Origin of the sequence: Acidiphilium acidophilum (assembly GCF_033842475.1) — a bacterium.
In the GTDB taxonomy this organism is placed as follows: Bacteria; Pseudomonadota; Alphaproteobacteria; order Acetobacterales; family Acetobacteraceae; genus Acidiphilium; species Acidiphilium acidophilum.
This window is the reverse complement of sequence record NZ_JAWXYB010000018.1, coordinates 3078741-3103308: the sequence shown is the minus strand read 5'-3', so window position 1 is coordinate 3103308 and position 24568 is coordinate 3078741. Positions and strand designations below refer to the sequence as shown.

The following is a 24568-nucleotide window of genomic DNA, read 5'->3' as shown; positions in this document are numbered from 1 at the left end:
ATTTTGTGACCAAATGCCCTGGAGATTGTTCAGTGACTCACATTGCTACGGACTGGCGCTTCTGGATCGATCGGGGCGGCACATTTACCGATCTGATCGGCGTGGCGTCGGATGGACGGTTCGTCACACGCAAACTGCTGAGTGAAAATCCCGAACGCTACGACGACGCGGCAATAGCCGGAATCAAGGATGTGCTCGGGGTCGCGCACGGCGACCCGGTCCCGTCCGAACGTATCCATTCGGTCCGGATGGGTACGACCGTCGCGACAAACGCGCTGCTCGAACGTAAGGGCACCCGCACAGCCTTCGTCACAAACCGTGGCCTCGGCGACGTATTGCGGATTGGTACCCAGGCGCGGCCCCGCCTGTTCGATCTCGCGATCAAACTGCCTTCGATGCTCTACGAGACGGTCATCGAAGTCGATGGCCGGATCGGTGTCGACGGCACCGAAACCACGCCTCTCGACGAAAAGGCAGCGCGGTCGGCGCTGGACGCCGCAAAAGCGGACGGCATCGAAGCTGTTGCGATCGCTTTGATGCACGGCTGGAAAAATTCAGTTCATGAAAGGCGACTTTCCGACATCGCGCGCGAAGCTGGATTTACCCAGATTTCGGCGAGCCATGACGTCAGTCCGCTGCTGCGCCTGGTGCCACGTGGCGGCACCACAGTGGTCGATGCCTATCTCTCGCCGATCCTGCGCCGCTATGTTGATAAAGTGGCGCAATCGCTCGATGGAACCAGCCTCTATTTTATGCAGTCACACGGTGGGCTTGCGGAAGCGTCGAGCTTCAAGGGCAAGGATGCGATCCTTTCCGGCCCTGCCGGCGGCATCGTCGGCGCCGTGCGTTCAGCCGAGGCCGCCGGCTTCGGCAGCATCATCGGCTTTGACATGGGCGGCACCTCCACCGATGTCGCCTTGTACAATGGCACGTTCGAACGGAGCTTCGATACCGAAATCGCCGGCATCAGGGTGCGTGTGCCGATGATGGCGATCAACACGGTCGCGGCCGGAGGCGGCTCGATCCTGCACTTCGACGGTGCGCGATTCCGGGTTGGTCCTGAATCCGCGGGCGCCAACCCGGGACCGGCGTGTTATCGGCGCGGTGGTCCTCTTACGGTTACGGATGCCAATCTCTGCCTCGGCAAAATTCAGCCCGGCCATTTCCCGGCGATATTCGGCCCGAACGGCGATCAAATGCTCGATGCCGACATCGTTCAGGAACGGTTCGCCGCGGTCGCTCGCGAGGTTGAGCGCTCGACAGGCATTTCCCGCCTCCCCCAGGAGATCGCGGAAGGCTTTCTCGAAATCGCGATCGCAAACATGGTGAAGGCGATAAAGCAAATCTCAATCCAGAAAGGTCAGGATCCACAGCGTTTCGTTCTCACCTGTTTTGGCGGCGCCGGCGGGCAGCACGCCTGTCTGGTTGCCGAAGCGCTTGGAATGGATACGGTCTTCATCCATAAGTTTGCAGGCGTTCTCTCCGCGTTCGGCATGGGCCTCGCTGAACTCGGCACCGTGCGTCAGTGTGCCATCGAACGGCCACTCGCAGCTTCGGCAGCCGAAATCGACACCGCGATCGCCGCTCTCTCCGATGAAGCCCGCGCGGCGGTGGTCGCGCAGGGCGGTGATGCCGCGACAATTCGTGTTACGGCACAGCTTCACCTGCGCTACGACGCAACCGAGGCCATTCTGCTGATCCCTGCCGACGTGACCGACCGCGTGGCTGCTTTCACCGAAGCCCATGAGACCCGATTCGGTTTTGCGATTCCGGGCCGCCCGGTCATCGTCGATGCCGTATCGGTTGAAGCGATCGCGCCGGGCGAGAGCGTTCATGAACAGACCCCACCGAGACGGGAAACGGCTTTGACCCCGGTCGATACAGGGTCGATCTGGAGCCGGGGCGAGGCGCATCATGCCAGCATATTCGACCGGCTCGATCTGCGTTCCGGTGATGAAATTTCCGGTCCGGCAATCATCTGCGATGCCAATGCAACCACGATCGTCGAGCCGGGCTGGATCGCTCAGATCGCCGCGCCCGACAATCTGATCCTGCGCCGCCAGGGCGAGGCGCACGGCAGGGTGCCGGATCCGGATGCGCCACCTGACCCGGTTCTTCTCGAACTCTTCAACAACCTGTTCATGAGTGTCGCCGAACAGGCGGGCGCGGTTTTGCAGAACACGGCACAGAGCGTGAATATTCGCGAAAGGCTCGACTTCTCCTGCGCCGTGTTTGATGCTGAAGGACGCCTGATTGCAAATGCGCCGCACGTGCCGGTCCATCTTGGATCGATGAGCGAAAGTGTGCGCCATATCATCAAGACCCGCGGGGGCACTCTCCGTCCCGGCGACGTGATCGCCCTGAACAATCCGAGCGCGGGCGGTACCCATCTGCCCGATATCACGGTCATCACCCCGGTCTTCGACCCCGAAAGTACCGAAATCCGCTTCTTTACCGGTGCGCGCGGGCATCATGCGGATATCGGCGGCATTACGCCGGGATCGACTCCGCCAAATGCGACAACCCTTGTCGAGGAAGGCGTGCTTATCGACGATTTTCTGCTCCTCGATAAGGGCAGGTTCCGCGAGGTCGAATTGCGCGATCTCCTGCTTTCCGCTCGTTTCCCGGCACGCAATCCAGAGCAGAACATTGCCGACATCAAGGCCCAGATAGCGTCCAATCACGCGGCGGCAGCGGGCTTGGATGCCATCGTCGCCCGGCACGGCTGGAAGCTGACTTCGGCTTATCTGCGCCATGTGATGGACAATGCCGCCGAGCATGTTCGCCGGGTGATCGACCGGATCGGCGAGGGGCGCTTTATCTATCGCATGGATGATTCCAGCGTCATCGCGGTGCGCGTCGCTATCGATCGGGCGGCGCGTCGCGCGACGGTGGATTTCACGGGCACCAGCGCACAGCACAGTGGTAATTTCAACGCCCCGCGCGCGATCACACAGGCCGCTGTGCTGTATGTCTTTCGCTGCCTGGTCGGCGAAGACATCCCGCTCAACGAAGGCTGTCTCGATCCGATCGAGCTCATCATCCCGGAAGGATCGTTCCTCGCCCCCGCCTCCGGTGCCGCCGTTGTCGCCGGGAATACCGAGGTCAGCCAAGCCGTGTGCAACGCTCTGTTCGGCGCACTCGGCGCGGTTGCGTGCAGCCAGGCGACGATGAACAATTTCCTGTTCGGAGATGCGAAGCGACAATATTACGAAACCATCTGCGGGGGAGCCGGTGCGGGCCGAGGTTTCGCGGGCGCCTCTGCCGTCCAAACCCATATGACCAATACACGGATGACCGACCCCGAGGTTCTGGAACTGAATTATCCGGTCACTGTCGAGGAGTTCTCGATCCGGCGCGGCTCAGGTGGTGCGGGAGCCTGGAGCGGCGGCGACGGCGCAATCCGCCGTCTGCGCTTTCATGCCCCGATGACGGCGATGATCGTTGCCTCCCGCCGCGAGGTGGCCCCGTTCGGTCTCGATGGCGGAGATGACGGTGCGGTCGGCCGGCAATGGATCGAACGTGCCGGTGGAACCCGTGAAATCCTGCCCGGCAGAGCGGAGACTTCCATCGCTCCGGGGGACATATTCGGCATCGCAACTCCGGGCGGTGGAGGCTACGGCCGTCGCAGCTGAACAACAAAATCCGGCATCGACGCTTTGCAAGGTTTTGCGAAACGCCCAGGCGCGACAGCGACGCGATCAAAAACGCCATCACCGAACCTTGGAGCAGCGGCCAAACCGAAGGCCAGATCAATCGTTTCAAGATGCTGAAGCGGTCAATGTTTGGCCGGGCGAGCACCGGACTAGTACGAATTCGAATGATGCCGTTATCAAACCTCCTTCTACGTCAATTTCGCCGCAGAGCCTCCTTTTTTCCAGACGGAAGTCCTGGTCTCCCGTTCTCTTCTCTCGCCCACGATCCGCGCCAGAGCGGCGTCGGTCGCGGGTTCGGACCAGCGGGTGCGGATCAGGTCGAGGCCGGCGGTGGCGGCGCGGCGGTGGGCCTGGGGGTTGTCGCAGAGGGCGAGGATGGCGGTGGTGAGGCTTTCATTGTCGGTGGCGATGCAGGGGGCGAGGGTTTCGGGCCAGTCGAGGCCTTCGATGGCGGTGGGGGTGGCGATGCAGGGGACACCGGCGGCGAGGCTGTCGAGGATTTTGCCTTTGACGCCGGCGCCGAAGGTCATGGGGGCGATGGTGAGGGTGAGGCTGGCGAGGAAGGCGGGGAGGTCGTCGATTTTGCCGCAGATGGTGACGCGTTCGGACCGATGGTCGCGCAGGGCGACGGGCATGGCGGAGCCGGCGATGAGGCATTCGATGTCGGGGTCGGCTGCGCGCAGGAGCGGCATGATGTGGTGGATCAGGCGGTGGGCGGCGTCGAGATTGGGGGCGTGGCCGAAATGGCCGATGAAGCCGAGGCGGTTGCGCGGGGTGCGGCGGCGGGGTTTGGCCGCTTCGATCGCCCAGGGGACGATGTGGATTTTTTCGGCGGGGAGATGGCGGCGGAGCAGGGCAGCTTCGGCGTGGGAATGGGTGATGACGGCATCGGCGGCGGCGGCGAGGGCGAATTCGGTATCGCGGACCTTGCGGGCGCGGGCGATGAGGCTGGCTTCGCGCTCGACGAAGCCGCGGCGGGCGAGGCGGATGTGGTGGAGGTCGGCCACGCTGTAGACGATGCGGGCGCGGGGCTGGTGGAGGCGGACCAGGGGCATGTAGGCCGCGGCGGCATCAAGCCGGTGGAGGTAGACGAGGTCGAAGGCGTTGGCTTCGCGGCGGAGCAGGGTTTCGACGGTGGGGGTGATCGGGGCGGCGTGGAAGTCGATGGCGGGTGGCGCCAAGGTCGGGACAAGTGTTGGGGGGACTGAGGCGTCGGCGGCGATGAGGCTGACGGCGAAGCCGAGGCGGGTGAGAGCGGCGGCGTGGGAGAGGATGGCGTTGGACCCGGCATCGCGGCCCGGAGCGGGCATGGTGGTGTCGATGATGAGAGCACGGCGCGACGGGGATTGTGCGTTGGAGAGGGTTTCGGGGCGGCGGGCGGCGAGGCGGTCGATCTGGCGGGCGAGGGTGGCGATGGCGGTGTCGATTGCCTCGGTGGTGGCGAGGCCGTCGAGCAGGGATTGGAGCAGGGAGGCTTCGTGGGCGTCGAACGCGTGGGCGGGGGCGATCAGGGCGGGGGAGCCGGGGAGTTCGGCGCCGTCGCGTTCGCGCACCACGCGGATGAGGTGCTGACCGAGGCCGGGCAGGCCGGATTCGAGGCGGATGTCGAACCCGTGATGGCCGGTGCCGATGCCGCTGGCGGCGAGGTCGGGGCGGGGGACGTTGGCGATGATGCGGTCGAGCAGGGTGTCGTTGTCGATGACGAGGAGGGCGACCGGCTGGTTGGGGAGGCGGTCGTCCTGCGCCCAGCCGGTGAGGCGGGTGCGGGTGGCGAGGTCGAGCCGTCCGCGCAGCATGGGTCAGGCGGCGCGGAGGTTGGCGGTGTGGGGGATGGCGGTGTGGGGGATGGCCGGGTTGGGGAGGATGGCGTGGTCGGCGATGCGGCGGAAGGTGAGGTCGGCGAGGCGCGTGCCGGGCGGGACCGGGATGCGGAAGCCGCAGCGGCCGCTGCCGTGGCCGGCATCCTCGACATCGGGGCGGTGGAGGGTGGCGAGGCCGCGATGGATGACGCGGCCATGGTGGAGGAGTTCGAAGCAGACCGGGACGCCGGGGTGGTCGGGGGCGGCGGCCCAACCGACGGCCCATGATTGCGGCGTGGGGCCAACGTCTACGGTTTCGGGGGCTTCGGTTTCGATGCGTTCGAGCCAGCCGTGGAGCGGGCTGTGATCGGCGGGGGGTGGGGCGATGCCGGCGAGGGCGGCGAGGCGGGTGCGGATGGCGTGCAGGACGGGGCCGGACTCGATGCGGGTGGTGATGTAGGCGGCGGGTTCGGGTGGGGTGGCGCCGTAGCGGGATTCGTAGTCTGCCAGATTGTGGAACATGGCGCGGTTGTTGTCGTCGACATAGGTTTCGGAGGCGGCGCCTTCGGCGAAGATGACGCTGTGGCGGGCGAGTTCGACGTGGATGTAGTCGATCCGGGTTTCGGCGGTTTCCTGGACGATCGAGACGCCGTTGATCAGGGCGGCGGCGGGGATCAGCACGCCGTCGATCAGCATGGCATGGGCCGGGCTGACGCGGAGGGTGCGGCGGGGGCGGCCGTTGCCAAGCGAGAGCGGGGCGAAGCGGATGGGCAGGAGATGGGTTTTTCCGGCGGCGAAGCGTTCGGAATAGGACCGTCTGCCCAGCCATTTGACCGGTTGGGCGGTGCCGTCCGCCGTGAGGACGAGATCGCCGATTGCGAGGGATTCGACGTTGGTTTCACCTGACGGCGTCGCGATGCGGGTGCCGGAATGGTAGCAGGCGACGGTGATGTCGGTCCCGCCGAACCCGTCCGAGGTGATGCTGAACAGGCTGGAGGTGAAGGTGCCGGTGGCGAGGGTGATGTCCGCGAGGTCGACATTGGTGGCGGTTTCGAGGCTGAGCATGCCGCCGGCGGTGCCGGGATTTTGGGTCCACACCGCGCTGGTGGCGCCGGAAATGCCTTGCAGGTCGATCGTGTCGGTCGGGGCGAAATTGGAGATCTGGCTGAGGATGGCGGGGGTGAGGGAACTGCCGAAGACGAGATCGTTGCCGGGGCCGGCGAAATTGAGCGGGGGGCCGAAATTGTCGTTGATGAGGTTGTTGCCGAGGATGAGGGTGCCGTCGCCGGGCTCGGTGGAGGCACCGGGGGCGTAGCCGAGGTCAAGGAACGGGATGACGGTATTGAGCGTGGTGGGGTTGAAGAGTTCGGTGGCACCGCCGCTGACTTCATCGGTGAAGAGGAAGCCCTGTTCGGTGATGGTGAGGATGGTGGTGTCGAGCGAGCCGGTGGTGAAAAGGATGCCGCTGGCGCCTTGCACCACGACATCGTAGGTGCCGGAGGCGGTGATCTGCGTGTATGAGCCGACGGTTGGGTTGTTGCCGACGGTGACGGTGGTGCTGCTCATACCGGGAATCCTGGGGTCAGAAATAAACTTATGGTTGTATCCTATCTCTGAAACTCGCCAAGTCAAATCAAATCTATGGCCCTGCCACCACTCTGAATTGTGGCAATCACCCAACCAACAGCACAGTGCTGAGACCAAAAAGTTTTTTGCTTCTTTTTTCCAAAAAAGAAGCGCTTGCGTTTGCTACCCTTGCCCGGCCCCCGAAGCGACCGTCTGCATCGGCGCGCGGAGGTGGACCGGTCCGCGATCGTTGGTGCGCTGGCCGGGGATGGCGAGTTGGACGCGGTGCAGGGCGGCCGCGGCGGCCTCGGTATCCGGGTGTTTCGGCGGGGTTCGGTTGGCGAGGATATAGGCGTAGCGGTTGGCGCCGGGCGGGAACGGGTTTCCGGGGCCGAGGGCGGGTTGGCCGGGGGGGATTGCGGGTTTGAGCGGGATGCCGAACCGGGCGTTGATCGCTTTCAGGGCGGGTCCCTCGACCGGGGGGATGCCGAGCATCGGGCCGATGCGGGCGATGATGCGCCCGACTGCGGGGGCGGCGACGTAGCCGCCGGTGGTGAAGCCGTAGGAGAAATGCTGCATTTTTTTGGTCGGCTTGGGGTGGATGACCAGGACGTAGACGACGTAGCGGGGGTCGGTTGCCGGGAACATCGCCATGAAGGAGGAGTTGTTGAGGTGGTTGCGGTAGCTGCCGTTACGCCCGACGACCTGGGAGGTGCCGGTTTTGCCGCCGACGAGGTAGCCGGGGACGCGAGCGTAGACCCCGGTTCCCGAGAGGACGACGCCGCGCATGAGGCGGCGCATGGTGACCGAGACGCTGTGGCGCATGACGCGGATGCCGGTGCGCGGCGGGGCACCCCTGGTGCGGGCGAGCAAAGTGGGTTTGTAGAGGATGCCGCCGTTGACGTCCGCCACCACGGCGTTGACCAGGATGATCGGGGCCATGGCGATGCCGTTGCCGAAGCTCACGGTCATGGTGGTGAGGAGTTTCCAGGTGTCTTTCGGGTGCCAGATCGGGGGTTGGACGCCGGGCATCTGGATCGGGGAGGGTCTGAAGAAGCCCATTTTGCGCAGCCAGGCGCGCTGGATTTTCGAGCCCATGATGGTGGCGATGCGCGACGCGCCGATATTGGACGAGAAGGCGAGGATGGCGGGCATGGCGAGCCAGTAATGGACCGGTTCGTAGTCGGTGACTGAAAAACCGTCGACGAAGAGGGGGTGGGTGGTGTTGAAGCGGTCCCAGTAATCGACGAGGCGGGATTGCAGGGCGGCGGGCATGGTCATGAGTTTCATGACGCTGCCGGGTTCGTAGTCGCCGGAGATGCAGCGGTCGAACAAGGCGTGGGTTGGGGCGTCGTGCAGGTCGTTAGCGTTGTAGTCGGGCAGGCTGACCATGGCGACGACGCGGCCGGACATGTTTTCGACGATGCCGCAGGCGCCGCGGGCTTTGTAGTCGGCCATGGCGCGGGCGACTTCGCGGTGGACGATGGCTTCGACGCGGAGGTCGATCGAGAGGTGAAGGGGCTGGGTGGGGTGGGCGATCAGGCGGCGGTCGAAATAATCCTCGATGCCGGCGATGCCGCGCTGGTCCGGCGTGACGCCGCCGAGGACGTGGGCGGCGAGGTTGCCTTCGGGGTAGTGGCGCATCCAGACGTGCTGGAAGTAGAGGCCGGGGATGCCGAGGCGGTTGACCGCGAGTTCCTGCGCGGCGGTGAGATCGCGGTCGAGATAGACGAAGCCGTAATGGCTGAGGCCGAGGCGGTGGGCGATTTCGGCCTGGTTCAGCATGGGAAGTGCGGTTTCGAGGCGGGCGGCGTCGCGTTTCGGGGTGGTGATTTCTTTCGGGTCGGCGAAGAGGGCGGCACCGGGGAGGGATACGGCGAGGATGCGGCCGTTGCGGTCGAGGATGGGCGCGCGGTCGGGCGCGGAGAGCATGGTGCGGAAATCGGGGCGCTGGGCGGCGAGGACGGCGGCGCTCGGCTTGATCGGGGCGATGATCGTGGCGTCGATCAGTTTGAGCGCGAGGAGGGCGTAGATGAGGATGAAGGCCGCCATGCCGAAGCGGGCGCGCCCTTTGAACCGGCTGAACCAGCGCGGGGCGATCGGCGGCGGCGGGCTGAGGGCGGCGCGGTCCTGGTTGCGGTTGAGCGACATTGTGGGGAATTAACACAATCTCTTCACGCTTTTGTATAAGGGGCTGAAAAACTTTATGTTACCACGGAAGACGATTATAGGTCGGTTCGGGGTTGGACCGAAATTGGATCAGCGGAAGGGGACGAGGATGTCGCGATTGAAGCCTGGGCTGGCGGGGTCGGTGCTGTTGCTGGCGGCGAGTGCCGTGCTGCTGGCCGGATGCGGGACCGAGGCGCCGCACCGGATGGGCACCGGGACGGCGGGCGGCGCCGCGACCGGGGCGGCGTTCGGGCTGATCGGCGGGCCGATCGGGGTTGTGGTGGGCGCGGCGGTGGGCGGCGGGATCGGGGCGCTGACCGCTTCGACGACGACGCCGAAACAGATCAATCTCGATAATGTCGGCAAGGTCGGGCCGGCGCCGGGCGGGAGTTACGGGGCGGCACCGCAGGCGGCTCCGGCGCAGGGCTATTCCGGCCCGGGGTTGCGCCAGCAGATCAATTCGTATCAGGCGCAGCCGACCACGGCGTATCCCCAATCGGGTGGGCAATCGTATGGACAATCGTATGGGCAGCCGCAATCGCTGAGTCCGGCGGGCGGGTATGGCGGGCAAGGTGTCGAGTCGCAGCCGCTGCCGCCGCCGACGGTGAGGTAGCTGCGGGTTCGGATGAGCAACGGCATAAACTTCGTTCATTCGGGGTGGGGTGCGGGGTCGCGCGGTTGATACGATGGAGGGTCGTGACCACCATATCGGTCCGTCAACGGTTCCTGACGTCGAGGCGGCGACAGGTTGGCTCTCCAAAATTCCGGAAAGGATGAACGATATGACCTTCAAGAAAACCCTTATTGCCGCGCCGCTGGCGCTCGGCATGGCGCTGGCGCTGGCCGGGTGTGGGACCAGCCAGCCGGAACGCGCCCAGGGCGGCGCGGCGGGTGGTGCGGCGGCGGGTGCCGCGGTCGGGGCGGTCGGCGGGCCGATCGGCGCGCTGGCGGGTGCCGGGATCGGGGCGGTCGGCGGCGCGGTTGCGGGTTCGCAGACCACGCCGAAGCAGATCAATCTCGGGGCACCGCCGAAGGTGAAGATGCCGGGGACCGATACCACCACGCAGTAAAGCCGGATTCCACGCGATATGGAACGCCCGCCGGTGTGATGCCGGCGGGCGTTTTTTATTGCGGTGTCGGGCGGGATACGGGTTAGGCGATGCCGCCGGTGACGTAGCTGCGCAGGCTGCGGACTTCGTGGGCCTGCTGGTCCATCAGGCCGGCCACGACGTCCCCGATGCTGACCACGCCGATGAGCTTGCCGCCGTCCACGATGGGGAGATGGCGGAAATGGCCGTCGGTCATCAGGGTTTCGGCCTCGAAAATGGTGGTGGACGGGGTTGCGGTGGTCGGCGCGCGGGTCATGAGCTGGCTGGTGACCATGTCGAGCGTGGCGGGACCGTTGGCGGCGAGGCTGCGGACCACGTCGCGTTCCGAAAGGATGCCGAGGAGATCCTGGTTGGCGGACTGAACGACCACCGCGCCGATGCGCTTTTCGGCGAGGACCAGCACGACTTCGCGGATTTTCGAGTCCGGCGGGACGGCGATCACGGAGACGGGTTTGCGTTTCAGCAGAGATGCCATTGTTGTCATCATCATCCTCCCAAGGATTGATGCCCGGAAACCCGGGCGGGCGCCGGCGAATTTCCACCGGAAGATATAGACTTATGAATATATGCCGGATGAGCGATCTGAATCAACAAAATTTCATCGCATGGCGCCGTTGTCATGTTTCCGTTGCGGTGGCGGCGGCGAAAGCGGCGGTCCAGAGGTGTTGGGCGGGGACGATGGCGAGTTCGTCGTGACCGCCAGACGCGGTGGCGGCGAGGAGGGCGGCACTGGCGGCGGCGGCGGCGGCGAGGGCGCGCCGGGCGTTGCGGTGGGGCAGATAAGCGGCGAGGAACAGGGCGGAGAAGGCATCGCCCGCGCCGGAAAAGGGGCGCGGCAGGGCTTCGACGGTGTGATGGTACGGGTTTCCGGCTTCGAGCATCAGGATGTCGAGGGTGCCGGGGGTGGTGTCGGTGCCGGTGAAGCCGGTGAGGATGACGAGGCCGGGGCCGAGTTGCGCCATGGCGCGGAAGGCGTGGGCGCGGTCCGGCACGGGCAGGCCGGTGAGGATTTCGAGTTCGAACGGGTTGGGGGTGGCGATGTCGGCGCGCGGCAGGAGGTGGGTGCGGGTGGCGTCGACCAGGGCATGGGGGACGTAGATCCGGCCGGAATCGCCCAGGACCGGATCGCAGAAGTAGAGCGCGCCGGGATGGGACGCGCGGGCGCGGGCGATGGCATCGGTGACTACCGGGACGGCGGCTTCGGCGCCGAGATAGCCGGAGACCACGGCCTCGCAGCGGGCGAAGGCACCGCGCGCGGCGAGGCCGGTGACGAGGGCGGCGAGGCGGGCCTGTTTCACCGGGCCGCCTTCGCTGCCGCCGTGGCCGGGATGGTGCGAGAGGATGACCGATGGCAGGGGCCAGACTTCGAGGCCAAGGCGGGCGTAGATGAAGGCGGCAGCGGTATTGCCGACGCTGCCGTTGAGAACCTGGGACTGGATCGAGAGGATGGCCATGGCGGCACTTGGCGGACCGGGCGGGGGCGTGGCAAGGGTAACCGATCGAGAACAGAAGGTGATTATTTTGCCGCGAGGCTCTTGACGCGACGCGGGTTCGATTCATAGAACATCATGTTAGCGCTTTGTTCCCGGTGGGGATGACGCGATGGTCCGGGCCGCAGGGGCGGTTCGGGTCGGTTCGGGGTTTTCGGACGAGGGAATGATGCTGACGCGCAAGCAATATGAGCTGCTGGTGTTCATCGACCAGCATCTGCGGCGGACCGGCTGTTCGCCGAGTTTCGAGGAGATGAAGGACGGGCTCGATCTGAAATCGAAATCGGGCATTCATCGATTGATCGGGGCGCTGGAGGAGCGCGGGTTTCTGCGCCGGCACAAGCACCGGGCGCGGGCGCTGGAGGTGATCAGGCTGCCGGCGGACAGCGTGCCGGCGGAGCGGGGCGATGCCAAATTCGCGCCGAATGTGATCCGGGGCGATTTTTCGCAGCGGTTCCAGGGCGCGCGGGCGGCGGCGGAGGTGGCGGCGGTGAGCCTGCCGCTCTACGGGCGGATTGCCGCGGGCCAGCCGATCGAGGCGCTGCGGGAGCATCAGGCCGAGATCGAGGTGCCGATCGCCTTTATCGGGCAGGGCGATCACTACGCGCTGGAAGTGGTGGGGGATTCGATGATCGAGGCGGGGATTCTCGATGGCGATACCGCGATCATCCGCAAAGGCGAGACCGCCGAGACCGGGCAGATCGTCGTGGCACTGATCGACGACAACGAGGTAACGCTGAAGCGGTTGCGGCGGCGGGGCAATTCGACGGCGCTGGAACCGGCCAATGTGCGCCACGAGACGCGGATTTTCCCTGCCGAGCGGGTGAAGGTGCAGGGGCGGCTGGTGGCGCTGATGCGGCGATATTGATACCGGTGCAGATCGCCCTTTGACCTTACGGGCCAGCCACCCGATATGGGGGGAATGGCAGTATGGGGTAAGGTGATCGGCGGCGTGGCCGGGTTTGCGTTCGGCGGGCCGGTGGGCGCGATTGCGGGGGCGGCGCTTGGCCACGCGGCGGATACCGGCGATCTCGGATCGTTCGGGGCGCGGCTGGGGCGGGCCTTGCCGCTCGATTCCGCGCGGCTGGCGGCCATGATCGGGCGGCGGGAGCAGGTGTTCGCGATTGCGGCGACGGTGCTGGCCGCGAAGCTTGCCAAATGCGACGGGCCGGTCAATCGCGCCGAGATCGATGCGTTCAAGCGGCAGTTCCGGATCGAGGACGCGGCGGTGCCGATGATCGGGCGGTTGTTCGATCAGGCGCGCAACGATTCGGCGGGGTTCGAGCCCTATGCAAGGCAGCTCGGCGAGAGTTTCGCGGATAACCGGCTTGCGCTCGAACAGGTGCTGGGGGCGTTATACGCGATTGCGCGGGCGGATGAGCCGATCAACGGGCGTGAGGCGGATATGCTCACCCGGATCGGCGTGGCGTTCGGGCTCGATGCGGCGGCGCGGGCGCGGGCGGAGAATCCCTCCTCCTACGCGCTATCCGAAGGCGATCCGTATGTCGTGCTCGGGATCGGGCGCGATGCGAGCAGCGAGGCGATCCGGGCGCATTGGAAACAGCTGATGCGGGAAAATCACCCCGATCAGCTCGCGGCGCGCGGGGTCCCGCCGGAATTCGCCGCACGGGCGACCGACCGGGTGGCGCGGATCAATGCCGCCTGGGACGATATCAAGCGCGAGCGGGGTTTGTGAGGTCGCCCAATCACGACGACCGGCCCGATGGGGCGGTGATCGATCATCTGGTGCTGCATTATACCGGGATGCGCAGCGGGGCCGATGCGATCGCGCGGTTGTGCGACCCGGCTGCGCGGGTTTCATCGCATTACGTGGTCGAGACCGATGGGACATTGATCGCGCTGGTGGATGAGGAGCGGCGGGCCTGGCATGCCGGGGTGAGCTATTGGCGCGGGGTGCGGGGGTTGAACGATCGCTCGATCGGGATCGAAATCGTCAATCCCGGCCACGAATTCGGCTATGTGCCATTTCCCGATGTGCAGATCGAAGCCGTGATCCGGCTGTGCCGGGGCCTACTCGAACGCCACCCGATTCCGGCGCGGAACATAGTGGCACATTCCGACATCGCGCCCGACCGGAAGCAGGACCCCGGCGAATTGTTTCCCTGGGCACACCTCGCGGCGCACGGCATCGGGTTCTGGGCCGATGACATCGGCCCACACGGCGATACCGCGACGGAACTCGCCGCGATCGGCTACGATATGGACCTGAAACACGACCTGGTGGTGGCGGCGTTTCAGCGCCGGTTCCGCCCGGCGCGCGTGGACGGACAGGTCGATGCGGAGACGGCCGGGGTTGTGGCGGCGGTGGCGCGGATGGTCAGTTATATAAAGCTTCCTGTCTGATGACCGTTTCAATCCAGGTGCGTTGGATAACGCCACCGCACCACCCTATCCCGCTTCAGAGCAACGGACCCTCAGGCCGGTATCACGGAAAACGCACAGATGTCATCGTGCTGTAAACAGTATCCGGTTAGGTAGCGGATGAAAATCATTGATCTCTTTGGTGGGCCTGCCGAACAGATAGCCCTGGACGTAATTGCAACCGCAGTCGCGCACGAATTGCAGCGTCTCGGGCGTGTCGACCATTTCGGCGATGGTCTCGATTCCCATGCGCCGGCAGAGCTCGGTCAGGGCCGACAGAAAAGCCCGCCCTTTCTGGGCTTTCTGGGCGTTCCGCACTGCGGACCCATCCAGTTTGACGACATCGACATCAAGGACCGACAGATATTGGAACGACGCCGCACCGGCCCCGAAATCATCGAGGCTGACCTGAAATCCACGCTGCCGTAGCGCCTGGATGAAGCGATCCGCCGTCTCCAGATTGGCGATCCGTGCGCTTTCTGTGATTTCAAACATCAGCCGTCCGCGGAGCCAGTCATTTTCCGCGAGCAGGTTTAGCAGCGCCTCGGTATAGGCGGCCTGTTCGATCGAATAGCCTGATACGTTGACCGCGATCCGCTCGCGCGCGTTGTTAAGCGGTCGGGTGAAGAGCCAGGCGATGACCTTGCGGACCATCGCGAGGTCGAAGGCCGCGATCAGGCCAAGCTCCTCGGCGACCTGAATGGTCGTGAAGGGTGATTCCTGATCCTGGGCCTCAAAGCGGCACAGCGCCTCGAAATGATGGATCCGACCAGTGTTGATCTGCACGATGGGCTGGAACACCACGGTGAACGATTGCTCGTTGATTGCCCGCTTGATGCTTCCGACCGTTATGACCGAATTCTGGAACGCGCTGCGCAGGTTGTTCGCCATCGTGCGCAGATCGGTACCGGACGCTGCACCGAAACGACGCAGCGTGTGCGTCAGGGCGAGTGCGAGATCCACCTCGGCCACCATTACGGTATCGATCGCGAGGGTCGAAGCATCGATGGTCAGGCCGATGCCGGCCGGGTCTGCGGCTCTGGTGATCGCCTCGAGCTGACGGATCAACTGATCGATCGGCGCCCCCGCCTCGTGCAGGAGCGAAAATGTGTCGTCACCGATCCGCGCCGCCATGTCTTCTTCGATCGATCGGGCCTTCAAAGCGGTGCCAACCGCTTCCAGCATGCCGTCCTGGCCAGCGCCCAACCTCTGGCGCAGGTCATGCAGGTCGGGCATTACCACCAGCGTGAGTTCGGGAACCATACCTGCGGCGTGACCGCGCTTGATCCGCTCGGCAACACGATCGACAAAACTGGTACAGTCAGCGAGCCGGGAGGCCGGATCCAGAGTCGGGGTTTTTATCGCATGCGCGCCGGTGTCGCGTCGCTGCAACGCGATATGGATCGTCCCTTCCTCGCTATCGAGGCAGTTTGCCGCCAGCGAAACCCATAGCGGTGCGGCGCCCGGGCCGCTCAGCGTGATTGTCTCTATCATCGCACGACCGACCTCCGGCAGACGCTTCAACCAGGGCTCTATGACAAGCCTGTCGACCGGGGCGACAACATCCCGAAAATCCAGGCCGATCAACGTGTCGCTACCGCATCCCAGCACGGCCTCGCACGTGCTGGACACGTAGGAGATCGCGTAATGCCGATCCAATTCGAACAGAACGTCGCCCCAGCAAAAAGCGAAGGCCAGATATCGGTTCCGTTCGGAGCCCGGCTTGTGCGGGACCGTGGCGGGGCGATGCCTCACGACCAATCTTTCAGAACAGGTCGAGTACGGTGACCCTCGATCAGCATACCAGCATTCGTCATCATCGCAGGTGGGTGTAACGCACGATCATTTCGGAATGGTGAATCCTGACCGGAATCGCACTGCGACAGAGGCATGGCTGCCAGAGGATTTACTCACGAGCGTGGGGGAGTCCCTCATCGCGACTCATTTCCGACTGTTTGTGTCACCCGCGCGCTCAGCTCCAGGTTTGTGCTCGACCTGTGATCAAACCGCAGAGGTCGCACACGATCTCGGCATCAAGATGACCCGCGGTTGACGAAATCGATCTGATGATGAACTATAATTTATAGTATACCGAGTGCCGCCAATGGCACCGCAGAGTGAGGGAGACTGATCCGATGACAACGATAGAGACGGGCATCAACGCGGGTGCCAGGCGCGGTTCTCTGGACCGGCGCGGCCTGATCAAGGCTGGGGCGGCGGTGGGTGCCGCGGGGTTGCTGGCGGCGCCGAAGCCGAGTTGGGCGGCGAGCGAGGTGCCGATCAAGATCGGGTTGGTCGATCCGATCACCAGTATTTTCGCGCCGCTCGGCCATAGCGAAATCAAAGGGGCGCGCTTTGCCGAGGAGGAAATCAACAAGAAGGGCGGCATCATGAGCCGGCCGCTGCAACTGCTGGTCGAGGACGGCGCGGGCAGTCCGGGCACCAGCATTGACAAGGCATCGCGCCTGCTTTCGCGCGACAAGATCGATTTTCTGATGGGCACGGTGAATTCCGCGTCGTCGCTGGCGCTGAGCCAGTTTGCCAACAAGCACGACCTGCTGTTTCTCTGCACCGGCGGCCATGCCGATGCGGTCACCGGCAAGGAGTGCCACTGGAACACGTTCCGCACCTGCTCGACCACCTGGATGCTGACATCGGGGGATTTCGAGACTCTGTTCAAGAAATTCGGCAAGTCCTGGTATTTCATCACGACCGATTATGCATTCGGTCATGCCGAGCAGAGCGACTACACCAAGCAGCTCAAGACGGCCGGGGGGCGCGTGGTCGGGACCGCGCTCGCGCCGGTGGGGACGACGGATTTCTCGTCCTATCTGATCGACGTCAAGGCGAAGAAGCCGGATTTCATCTGCCTGCTGCTGGCGGGGGACGATCAGGTGAACTGCATGAAGCAGATTTCGCAGTTCGGCATCAACAAGCAGATCCCGGTCGGGGGCGCTCTGTTCGAGCTCGAGCAGGCGCAGGCCCTGCCGGAGGCGGCGCGCTATGGCTGGTGGACGATGGAGTGGTACTGGGATCAGCCCCATACCCCTCATGTTGCGGAATTCGTGAAGGCGTATTCGACCAAATACAAAGGTGAATATCCCTCCGCCCGTTCCTGGTTCGGTTACGCTTCGACCTATGCGATCAAGCTCGCGGTCGAGAAAGCGAAATCGACCAACACGATGAAGGTGGTCCGGGCGATGGAGGGGCTGGTGCTGCCGCCGGAGATTGCGTTGCAGCCGAACGCGCCGGAATATCGCGCCGCCGATCATCAGCTGATGCTCAGCATGTTTCCCGGCCATGTCATTCAGGCCGGAAAATATCCCAGTCTGTTCGATGTCTCGGCGATCATTCCGGGCAAGAAGATCGCCCTCTCGGCGGCGGCGGCCGATTGCAAGATGACCTACCCGACCTGAGACGCAGGGTTTCCGGCCCCGGTGCCGGAATGACCGGGCGGATCGGCCGTGACGGCGCGATCCGCCCGGCGACGAACGGACTCTCGATGGGATGGAGGCGGCATGGGGCTCATTCTGTTGTTCAACGTGTTCAACGGCCTGATTCAGGGCGCGTTCTATGCGCTGATGGCGCTGGGGCTGGCGCTCATTCTCGGTCTCAACAACACGATCAATTTCGCTCAGGGCGCGTTCATGGCGTTGGCGGCGTATTTTGCGTTCACGCTGGTGCCGTATGTGGGATTCTGGGGCGGGCTGGTCATCGCGCCGCTGCTGGCCGGGGCGATCGGACTTGGGGTCGAGATGGTGCTGGTGCGGCGGCTCTATAACCGCAAGGACCCGATCTATACGTTGCTGCTCACGTTCGGGCTCGCGTTCATCATCCAGGACCTGATCCGCACCGTGTGGGGTGCGCAGGGACAGCCGCTCGCGATTCCGGCGTTTCTCAACCATCCGCTCAGCAGCACGTATTTCTTTGTCACCGGCTATCGGCTGTTCGTGGTCGCGGTGGCGTTGCTCGGGACCGGTTCGTTGTTTGCCGTCCTGCGGTTCACCCGTATCGGCATCCGCATCCGCGCGGGGAATTCCGACCTTGAAACCATATCGGCGCTCGGCGTTAACATTTATCTGCTGCGCTCGGCGAATTTCGTGATCGGCATTATTTTTGCCGGTGTTGCGGGCATTCTTGCCGCCGGGCAGATCGGGCTGACACCGACCATGGGCGATAGTTTGATCATGCCCGCCTTCGTTGCGATCGTGGTCGGCGGGGTCGGCTCGCTGGTCGGTTCGCTGCTCGGCGGGCTGATCATCGGCCTGGCCTCCGGCATTACCACCGCCTTCTTTCCAGCGGCCAGCGAGGTTGTGATTTATGTCATCATGGGGATCACGCTGGTGGTGCGACCGCGCGGGCTGATGGGGCAGGAAGGGTTGTTCGAATGAGCGGCGTTGCCGGTGCGCCGGCCTCCGTGTCCGGCGGGCCGATGATCTCGCGGCGCATCCTCGGCAATGTGGCGCTCGGACTGGTGCTGTTCGCCGTGCCGGTCTGGCTGCCGCTGGTCGGCGGCTATACCGATCTGGCCTCGCGGGTGCTGATTTATGCGCTGGCCGCGATGGGGCTGAACCTGCTGCTTGGTTTCACCGGCGGCCTCTCGTTCGGTCATGCCGCGTATTTCGGGCTTGGCTCCTACGGGGTCGGGTTGATGCTGAAATATGAAACCCACAGCATATTGCTGGCACTGCTGGTCGGCACCCTGGTCGGTGGCCTCGCCGCCGCGCTGCTCGGGCCGATCGCGGTGCGGCGGCGGGGGATCTATTTTTCGATGATCACCATTGCGATCGGTCAGATGTTCTATTTCATCGCGGTGCGCTGGAACGGGCTGACCGGCGGCGAGGATGGGCTGACCGGGTTTTCCCGCCACCCGATCCATCTGCCGGGGCTGACCCTGCCGATGGGATCGGTCGGGTTTTATTACCTCGTGCTGGTCTGCTTCGGCGTGGCGGCGCTCGCCCTCTGGGTGGTGCTCAACGCGCCGCTCGGGCACAGTTTCGTGGCGATCCGCGAGAATTACAAGCGGCTCACCTTTCTCGGCATCCGCACCCAGCGCTATGTCGCGATTTCCTTTGCGATCTCGGGCGTTGTCGCCGCCCTGGCCGGTGGTTTGAATGCCCTGCTCGATAATTTCACGTCCCCGAACACGTTGAACTACACGCTCTCGGGCGATTTCCTGATCATCGCGGTGCTCGGCGGGATGCGCAATTTCTGGGGCCCGCTGATGGGGGCGGTGATTTTCGTGCTGGTGCGCGACTATGTCAGCTCGATCACCAACAACTGGATGACGGTGATCGGCCTCGTTTTTGTCGTTTCCGTGATTTTTTTCCCGATGGGGGTCCTCGGATTCTTCAACCGCGGGGCGAAGTCGTGAGCCTGCTGGTGCTGGATCGGGTCGGGCGGCGGTTCGGGGCGTTGCAGGCGCTGTCGGGGATTTCGCTCAGCGTCGAACCGGGCGAACTCCGCGCGATCATCGGCCCGAACGGTGCGGGCAAGACCACGTTGTTCAACCTGATCAGCGGGTTTTTCCCGCCCTCCGAAGGCAGTATCGTGTTCGCAGGGGAGACCATCACCGCGGTCAATCCGGCGGCGCTGGTCAAACGCGGCATTATTCGCACGTTCCAGATTACCGAGATTTTTCTTGCACTTTCGGTGCATGACAATCTGCGGATCGCGGTCGAGACCGCGATGGGGCTGAATTTGCGGCCCTGGATTTCGGCGGCCACGCGCGCGGCGGTGGAGCGGCGGGTCGAGGAACTCGCCGAGATCGTGCGGATCGCGCCGAAGCTTCATCGGATCGCGGGCGAATTGTCGCATGGCGATCAGCGTGTGGTGGAAATCGGCATCGTGCTGGCCAAGTCGCCCAAGCTGCTGCTGCTCGACGAGCCGACCGCCGGGATGGGTGATGAGGAAACCAATCACATGACCGACCTGATCCGCCGGCTCAACCGCGAGCAGGGGATTACCATGCTGTTCGTCGAGCATGACATGGCGATCGTGTTCGGGATCGCGGACCGGATCACGGTGCTCGACAACGGGCACATGCTCGCCGAGGGCAATGCCGAGGAAATTGCCGCCGATCCCCGCGTGCAGTCGGCCTATCTGGGGCAGGCGGCATGAGTGCGGTGCTCGAGGTCGACGGGCTGCAGACCTATTACGGCAAGAGCCACATTCTGCATGGCGTTTCGCTCACTGTCGGGGCCGGCGAACTGGTCGCGCTGCTTGGCCGCAACGGGGCCGGTAAGACGACGACGATGCGCAGCATCATGGGACTCACCGCGCCGCGTGCGGGCCGGGTCAGGCTGTTCGGCCAGGAGACGACCGGCAGGCCACCCTACCGGGTTGCTTCGCTCGGCGTCGGCTACGTGCCGGAGGGGCGCAAGATTTTCGGCCATCTCACCGTGCATGAAAATCTGCTGGTCCCGCCTGAAACCAAAGGGCCGTGGACGATCGAGACGGTCTATCAGCTGTTTCCCCGGCTCGCCGAGCGGCGCACCAGCAAGGGGGGGCGGCTTTCGGGCGGCGAGCAGGAGATGCTGGCGATTGCCCGCGCGCTGCTGCTCAACCCCAAACTCCTGATTCTCGACGAACCCTCGCAGGGCCTCGCACCGGTGATCGTGCAGGAGGTGATGCGCACCGTGGAGCGGATGAAAGGGGAGGGGATGTCGATCCTGCTGGTCGAGCAGAATGCGTTTCTCGCCCTGCAACTCGCGGATCGTGCGTATGTGCTCTCGGATGGCGCAGTGGTTTATGACGGCGCAGCGGCGGTCCTGCAGGCCGACCGGGACCGGATGGAACAACTGGCAGGTGTCAGTCATCACGGCTGAGACAGCCCTGTTGTTGCGCAACAGGTTCCGGTTGCGAACTGATATGCTCCGATCGCCGTGAACGGGTCCTGTCATCGAAGGTAGCCGAGGTGGAGCCGGTGGGGGTGGCGGCACGGCGAGGGGAATGTCATCGCCGGGGAGTTCCGCCAGTACGGCTGGCGCAACCGGGGCGAGCGGTTCAGCCGGTCGCTTCTGCGCTTGTTTTCCTTCGCGAGTGCGGCCTCGTGGACCTCGCGTGTTCATCTCCATCATCGAAGGGCGGATGGCGTTCAACGTGTGATAATCAATCACGTCTAAATCGTTATGATATCGTAACGATTTAGACGTGATTGATCGTGCGCGAGGTATGGCGAATTTTCGCTTTGGGGGGCGAAAGCGGGAACGGGGCCTGTGCGGGGCGGCGATGGGATTATTGCCGGTCCGGGTAATGACGGGGACGCACTCGCCGCCGCATTTTGCTGCGGTCGGGGCGACCGGTGGCAAGGTTTCGACCGGATCGATCGGTTCGGAATTGGTCGATGCGGTGGGAATTTGGGTTGGGGGCCACGGATCGTCCCGCCAGTCGGAATCGAGCGGACACGGCGCGGGGACGCGCTTGCGGCGGGGATTGGCGGGCGTGCGCTTGGTGTCGCACGGTTGCCGGGCGGGCGCGAGCGGATTGGACAAGGCTGCGACGGCTTTGGCGAGACTGGCGGCGATGCTGTCGAGCAGGAGGAACAGAAGTTCCATGAACTTCACGATGGCGGGATGATGGTGATCGGCGTCCGCCTCGCAGGCATGGCGGAAGTCTTCAAATATGACTTTGAAGTTTTCGGCCAAGGCTTCACGAGGGGGAGATGCTTGGGTCACATGGGACTATAAGCATAGGATCAGGGGGGTGAGAAAGCAGAGGAAAGGGAAGGAAGGACTACTTTTTTGAAAAAAAGTAGCCAAAAAACTTTTGTTATCTGGGCTACGGGCGTTGTCAGGGGGCACGGGCTCAGAGTCAGAGAGTTTTTTGGTTCTTTTTTGCAAAAAAGAAGAGCTTGCCTCCCCTGCCTTTCTGCCGGTCAGCCTGCCGCCGGTCGCGGCGGCGTTGATGTCCAATGCGGCGCTCGGGCCGTCGCGCCATCCGCGCCGGTTCACGCGGTTCTGGGTCCGGGCCACGGCGGTGATGGGTTTAGCCGGTGCCAAGTTCACCGGCGAGGTCGGGCTGTGCTACGCCACCTCCGGTCCCGGTGCGATCCATCTGCTGAACGGGCTCTACGATGCCAAGCTGGATCACATGCCGGTGGTCGCCATTGTCGGCACGCAATCGCGGATGTCGCTCGGGGCCAGCTACCAGCAGGAAGTCGATCTGCAGAACCTGTTCAAGGATGTGGCGGGCGATTACGTCATGACCGCGACGCTGCCGGGGCAGGTCAGGCACCTGATCGACCGCGCGGTTCGGATTGCCCGGACGTTGCGGGTGGTCACTACCGTCATCGTGCCGCACAAGGCCGCTGCCGTGCTCAATGCCGGGATCGCCAAGGCCCTGCTCGGCAAGGCCGCCGTGCCCGACGATCTGGCCTACGTGACCGGCTCGCTCGGATTGCTCGGGACCAAGCCGAGCTGGGACATGCTGAAGAATTGCGATACGTTTTTCGTGATCGGGTCGTGCTTTCCCTCTTCCGAGTTTCTGCCGAAACCGGGCGATGCCCGTGGCGTTCAGATCGATATCGACGGGCGGCACCTCAGCCTGCGCTATCCGATGGAGGTGAATATCGTCGGGGATGCCGCCTCGACCCTGCGCAAGCTTCTGCCGATGCTGGAGCAGAACACCAACAGCGATTGGCGCGCGACCATCGAGAAGAACGTGGCGGAGTGGTGGAAGACGCTCGAAGGCCGGGCGATGCAGCCTGCCGAACCGCTCAACCCGCAGCGGGTGTTCTGGGAACTTTCGCCCAAGCTGCCGGAAAACTGCATTCTGCCCGCCGATTCCGGGTCGGTCGCGAACTGGTATGCGCGGGATCTGAAGATACGGCGCGGGATTGTGCGCATGGAATTGAACCGGCGCGATCTGCGACCGACCGGTTCCCCGAGGGGCTCGCCAACGGGTCGGGGCTGGTGGGCCGGAACCTGATGACCCAGTCGAACCAGGCGGCGTGGGGCCGCATACAAGACGAGGTGCGGTGGAACAAGGGCCCGCCGTCGCTCGCGCTGACCGAGGACGGGTTCGTCCGACGGAAAAGACCCGAGGGCGAGGTTTCCGAAGGCAGCTTCATCGCCTGCACGTTGTGGCTCGCCGACTGCCAAAACATGCAGGGCCGAAGCGCAGAAGCGCGGCAGACGCTGGAACGGGTGCTGGCCATTCGAAATGATCTCGGGCTGCTTTCCGAGGAGTACGATGTGCCTGGCCGGAAACTTCCAGCAGGCATTGAGTCATCTTGCGCTCGTTACCGCAGCGCTCGGCCTTTCCGGGCCGGTGCTGCAACGCGGTGGCGGATGATCAGGAACCGGGCGAGGACGTCAAGGCCGAGCGCCACATCACCGGCCCGGATAGATGTTGGTCCCGTAACTATTCCAGATCTGTCGCCCGACATTTCAGGATCACGATCGCCTCGGCACCGGGCGCATCTTCCCGGTTCTTCAATCGCAACGTTCCGCCATGCGCCTCGATGATTTCGCGGGCCAGGATCAGGCCGATGCCGCTGCCGCCCGGCTTGGTGGTGAAGCCCGGCACGAACAGGTTTTCCTAGCGGGGAAGACCTTCGCCGTCATCGGTGATGACGATGCGGATACGCGATTCGATGAGGTCGAGCGTGATCGCGACACGGCCATTGGTTTCCAGCGAGGCGTCGGCGGCGTTACGGATCAGGTTGATCAAAGCCTGCTCGATCTGGGCCGGATCGAGCATAGTGGCGCCCTCGTCTGCGATCGTCGCGATCACCGGAACCCGGGTTTCGAGATCGGCGATGCGCTGCACCAGCGGGCCGAGTAAGACCGGTTCGGGAACCGGTGGCGGCAATCGGGCGAGTTCGGCGTAGCGGCGGATGAAGCTGGCGAGGCTCCGCGAGCGGCGCTCGATCAGGGCGAGGCCGGCACGCGTCTGGGCCGGGTCGTGCGCATGCTGTTGCAGGGCTTCCGCCGTGGCCTGAATCGGGCCGAGCGAGTTACCGGTTTCGTGGCTGAGCACCCGGATCAGCCCGCGCCAGACGCGGCGTTCCTCATCGCGCAGGGCACGGGACAGATCGCTCGCAACCACGATCAGGTGGTCGCGCCCGCCGCGCCGGAACGGCACGCGCCGCACGTCCCACGGGCCGGTCCCGCCGGGTAACGGGGTCTCGAAACGATGGGGGCCGGCGAGGTCGAGCCAGTCGCCGATGCCCAGCGCATCGGGGCGCCGGCCGGTCAGTCGTTCGGCATCGGTGCCGAGCAGCGATCCCGCGGCACCGTTGCCGCCGACGATGGTACCGCCGGGTCCGATCACGATGATCGCGAGATCGACCGCGCCGAGCAGTTTTCCGAGCAGGGCGTCAGACTCGATACCCGCCCGCCGGGTTCCCATCAGGCTGTCGGCCAGAACGTTGAACGCAGCGAACGCGGTCCCGG

At 64.5% G+C, this 24568-nt stretch carries 17 protein-coding genes and 2 pseudogenes; 12 read left to right on the top strand and 7 right to left on the bottom strand.

Annotated features, from left to right (window positions below):
* The first annotated feature begins 32 nt into the window (after nucleotides 1-32).
* Nucleotides 33-3635, top strand: coding sequence for a hydantoinase B/oxoprolinase family protein (locus tag SIL87_RS17385; RefSeq protein ID WP_319615408.1), 3603 nt, complete (start codon nucleotides 33-35; stop codon nucleotides 3633-3635).
* 209 nt (nucleotides 3636-3844) lie between these two features.
* On the opposite strand, the gene SIL87_RS17380 is transcribed toward SIL87_RS17385, so the two are convergent.
* From SIL87_RS17380 to SIL87_RS17370, 3 genes are all read right to left on the bottom strand, one after another.
* Nucleotides 3845-5452, bottom strand: a complete 1608-nt coding sequence (locus tag SIL87_RS17380; protein ID WP_319615407.1) for a glycosyltransferase family 4 protein — start codon at nucleotides 5450-5452, stop codon at nucleotides 3845-3847.
* A 3-nt stretch (nucleotides 5453-5455) separates the two neighbouring features.
* Nucleotides 5456-7021, bottom strand: a complete 1566-nt coding sequence (locus SIL87_RS17375) for a Hint domain-containing protein (RefSeq protein WP_319615406.1) — start codon at nucleotides 7019-7021, stop codon at nucleotides 5456-5458.
* Between the two features lie 183 nt (nucleotides 7022-7204).
* Nucleotides 7205-9172: a peptidoglycan D,D-transpeptidase FtsI family protein gene (locus tag SIL87_RS17370; RefSeq protein WP_319615404.1), complete on the bottom strand. Its 1968-nt coding sequence runs from the start codon at nucleotides 9170-9172 to the stop codon at nucleotides 7205-7207.
* A gap of 127 nt (nucleotides 9173-9299) precedes the next feature.
* Between SIL87_RS17370 and SIL87_RS17365 the strand changes: the two genes are divergently transcribed.
* Together SIL87_RS17365 and SIL87_RS17360 are read left to right on the top strand one after the other, a co-directional pair.
* Nucleotides 9300-9803, top strand: a complete 504-nt coding sequence (locus SIL87_RS17365) for a hypothetical protein (protein WP_319615403.1) — start codon at nucleotides 9300-9302, stop codon at nucleotides 9801-9803.
* A 160-nt stretch (nucleotides 9804-9963) separates the two neighbouring features.
* Nucleotides 9964-10260, top strand: coding sequence for a hypothetical protein (locus SIL87_RS17360; protein WP_319615402.1), 297 nt, complete (start codon nucleotides 9964-9966; stop codon nucleotides 10258-10260).
* 82 nt (nucleotides 10261-10342) lie between these two features.
* Here SIL87_RS17360 and SIL87_RS17355 read toward each other — a convergent pair whose 3' ends face one another.
* Together SIL87_RS17355 and pdxY are read right to left on the bottom strand one after the other, a co-directional pair.
* Entirely contained in the window at nucleotides 10343-10774 is a 432-nt protein-coding gene (locus SIL87_RS17355; protein ID WP_319615401.1) for a CBS domain-containing protein, read from the bottom strand.
* 142 nt (nucleotides 10775-10916) lie between these two features.
* The gene (gene pdxY / locus SIL87_RS17350) at nucleotides 10917-11753 is read right to left on the bottom strand and encodes a pyridoxal kinase (RefSeq protein ID WP_319615400.1); all 837 of its coding nucleotides are present in this window, start codon (nucleotides 11751-11753) and stop codon (nucleotides 10917-10919) included.
* Between the two features lie 205 nt (nucleotides 11754-11958).
* Here pdxY and lexA point away from each other — a divergent pair, with 205 nt between their 5' ends.
* Genes lexA through SIL87_RS17335 form a run of 3 tightly spaced genes read left to right on the top strand, consistent with a single transcriptional unit; the run spans nucleotide 11959 to nucleotide 14153 of the window.
* Nucleotides 11959-12657, top strand: a complete 699-nt coding sequence (gene lexA, locus SIL87_RS17345; RefSeq protein ID WP_319616008.1) for a transcriptional repressor LexA — start codon at nucleotides 11959-11961, stop codon at nucleotides 12655-12657.
* 54 nt (nucleotides 12658-12711) lie between these two features.
* Nucleotides 12712-13485 carry a TerB family tellurite resistance protein gene (locus tag SIL87_RS17340; RefSeq protein WP_319615399.1) on the top strand — a complete coding sequence of 258 codons (774 nt, stop codon included), beginning with the start codon at nucleotides 12712-12714 and terminating at the stop codon, nucleotides 13483-13485.
* The gene (locus tag SIL87_RS17335) at nucleotides 13482-14153 is read left to right on the top strand and encodes an N-acetylmuramoyl-L-alanine amidase (protein WP_319615398.1); all 672 of its coding nucleotides are present in this window, start codon (nucleotides 13482-13484) and stop codon (nucleotides 14151-14153) included. Before SIL87_RS17340 ends, SIL87_RS17335 begins: the two co-directional genes overlap by 4 nt.
* A 102-nt stretch (nucleotides 14154-14255) precedes the next feature.
* Here the strand turns inward: SIL87_RS17335 and SIL87_RS17330 are convergent, their stop codons facing one another.
* Nucleotides 14256-15926 carry an EAL domain-containing protein gene (locus SIL87_RS17330; RefSeq protein WP_319615397.1) on the bottom strand — a complete coding sequence of 557 codons (1671 nt, stop codon included), beginning with the start codon at nucleotides 15924-15926 and terminating at the stop codon, nucleotides 14256-14258.
* A gap of 380 nt (nucleotides 15927-16306) precedes the next feature.
* Between SIL87_RS17330 and SIL87_RS17325 the strand changes: the two genes are divergently transcribed.
* From SIL87_RS17325 to SIL87_RS17300, 6 genes and pseudogenes are all read left to right on the top strand, one after another.
* Nucleotides 16307-17587 carry an ABC transporter substrate-binding protein gene (locus SIL87_RS17325; RefSeq protein ID WP_319615396.1) on the top strand — a complete coding sequence of 427 codons (1281 nt, stop codon included), beginning with the start codon at nucleotides 16307-16309 and terminating at the stop codon, nucleotides 17585-17587.
* Between the two features lie 102 nt (nucleotides 17588-17689).
* A complete protein-coding gene (locus SIL87_RS17320; RefSeq protein ID WP_319615395.1) occupies nucleotides 17690-18562 on the top strand; it encodes a branched-chain amino acid ABC transporter permease in 873 nt (290 codons plus the stop codon).
* Nucleotides 18559-19545 (top strand): branched-chain amino acid ABC transporter permease, encoded by a 987-nt coding sequence (locus tag SIL87_RS17315; protein ID WP_319615394.1) that lies wholly within the window; start codon nucleotides 18559-18561, stop codon nucleotides 19543-19545. The genes SIL87_RS17320 and SIL87_RS17315 overlap by 4 nt, the downstream gene beginning before the upstream one ends.
* Nucleotides 19542-20291: an ABC transporter ATP-binding protein gene (locus tag SIL87_RS17310; protein ID WP_319615393.1), complete on the top strand. Its 750-nt coding sequence runs from the start codon at nucleotides 19542-19544 to the stop codon at nucleotides 20289-20291. Before SIL87_RS17315 ends, SIL87_RS17310 begins: the two co-directional genes overlap by 4 nt.
* Nucleotides 20288-20998, top strand: coding sequence for an ABC transporter ATP-binding protein (locus tag SIL87_RS17305; RefSeq protein WP_319615392.1), 711 nt, complete (start codon nucleotides 20288-20290; stop codon nucleotides 20996-20998). The genes SIL87_RS17310 and SIL87_RS17305 overlap by 4 nt, the downstream gene beginning before the upstream one ends.
* A 1008-nt stretch (nucleotides 20999-22006) precedes the next feature.
* Nucleotides 22007-23009 (top strand): annotated as a pseudogene (locus tag SIL87_RS17300) (thiamine pyrophosphate-binding protein); the annotation flags it as partial.
* Between the two features lie 525 nt (nucleotides 23010-23534).
* Here SIL87_RS17300 and SIL87_RS17290 read toward each other — a convergent pair.
* Nucleotides 23535-24524 (bottom strand): annotated as a pseudogene (locus SIL87_RS17290) (sensor histidine kinase).
* Between the last annotated feature and the right edge of the window lie 44 nt (nucleotides 24525-24568).

Bases quoted from the DNA above. Each gene is read 5' to 3' on its own strand.
- SIL87_RS17360 (WP_319615402.1), top strand. From the start codon at position 9,964: ATGAACGATATGACCTTCAAGAAAACCCTTATTGCCGCGCCGCTGGCG.
- lexA (WP_319616008.1), top strand. From the start codon at position 11,959: ATGCTGACGCGCAAGCAATATGAGCTGCTGGTGTTCATCGACCAGCAT.
- SIL87_RS17340 (WP_319615399.1), top strand. From the start codon at position 12,712: ATGGCAGTATGGGGTAAGGTGATCGGCGGCGTGGCCGGGTTTGCGTTC.
- SIL87_RS17315 (WP_319615394.1), top strand. From the start codon at position 18,559: ATGAGCGGCGTTGCCGGTGCGCCGGCCTCCGTGTCCGGCGGGCCGATG.
- pdxY (WP_319615400.1), bottom strand. From the start codon at position 11,753: ATGGCCATCCTCTCGATCCAGTCCCAGGTTCTCAACGGCAGCGTCGGC.
- SIL87_RS17320 (WP_319615395.1), top strand. From the start codon at position 17,690: ATGGGGCTCATTCTGTTGTTCAACGTGTTCAACGGCCTGATTCAGGGC.
- SIL87_RS17370 (WP_319615404.1), bottom strand. From the start codon at position 9,172: ATGTCGCTCAACCGCAACCAGGACCGCGCCGCCCTCAGCCCGCCGCCG.
- SIL87_RS17380 (WP_319615407.1), bottom strand. From the start codon at position 5,452: ATGCTGCGCGGACGGCTCGACCTCGCCACCCGCACCCGCCTCACCGGC.
- SIL87_RS17305 (WP_319615392.1), top strand. From the start codon at position 20,288: ATGAGTGCGGTGCTCGAGGTCGACGGGCTGCAGACCTATTACGGCAAG.
- SIL87_RS17355 (WP_319615401.1), bottom strand. From the start codon at position 10,774: ATGGCATCTCTGCTGAAACGCAAACCCGTCTCCGTGATCGCCGTCCCG.
- SIL87_RS17325 (WP_319615396.1), top strand. From the start codon at position 16,307: ATGACAACGATAGAGACGGGCATCAACGCGGGTGCCAGGCGCGGTTCT.
- SIL87_RS17365 (WP_319615403.1), top strand. From the start codon at position 9,300: ATGTCGCGATTGAAGCCTGGGCTGGCGGGGTCGGTGCTGTTGCTGGCG.
- SIL87_RS17375 (WP_319615406.1), bottom strand. From the start codon at position 7,021: ATGAGCAGCACCACCGTCACCGTCGGCAACAACCCAACCGTCGGCTCA.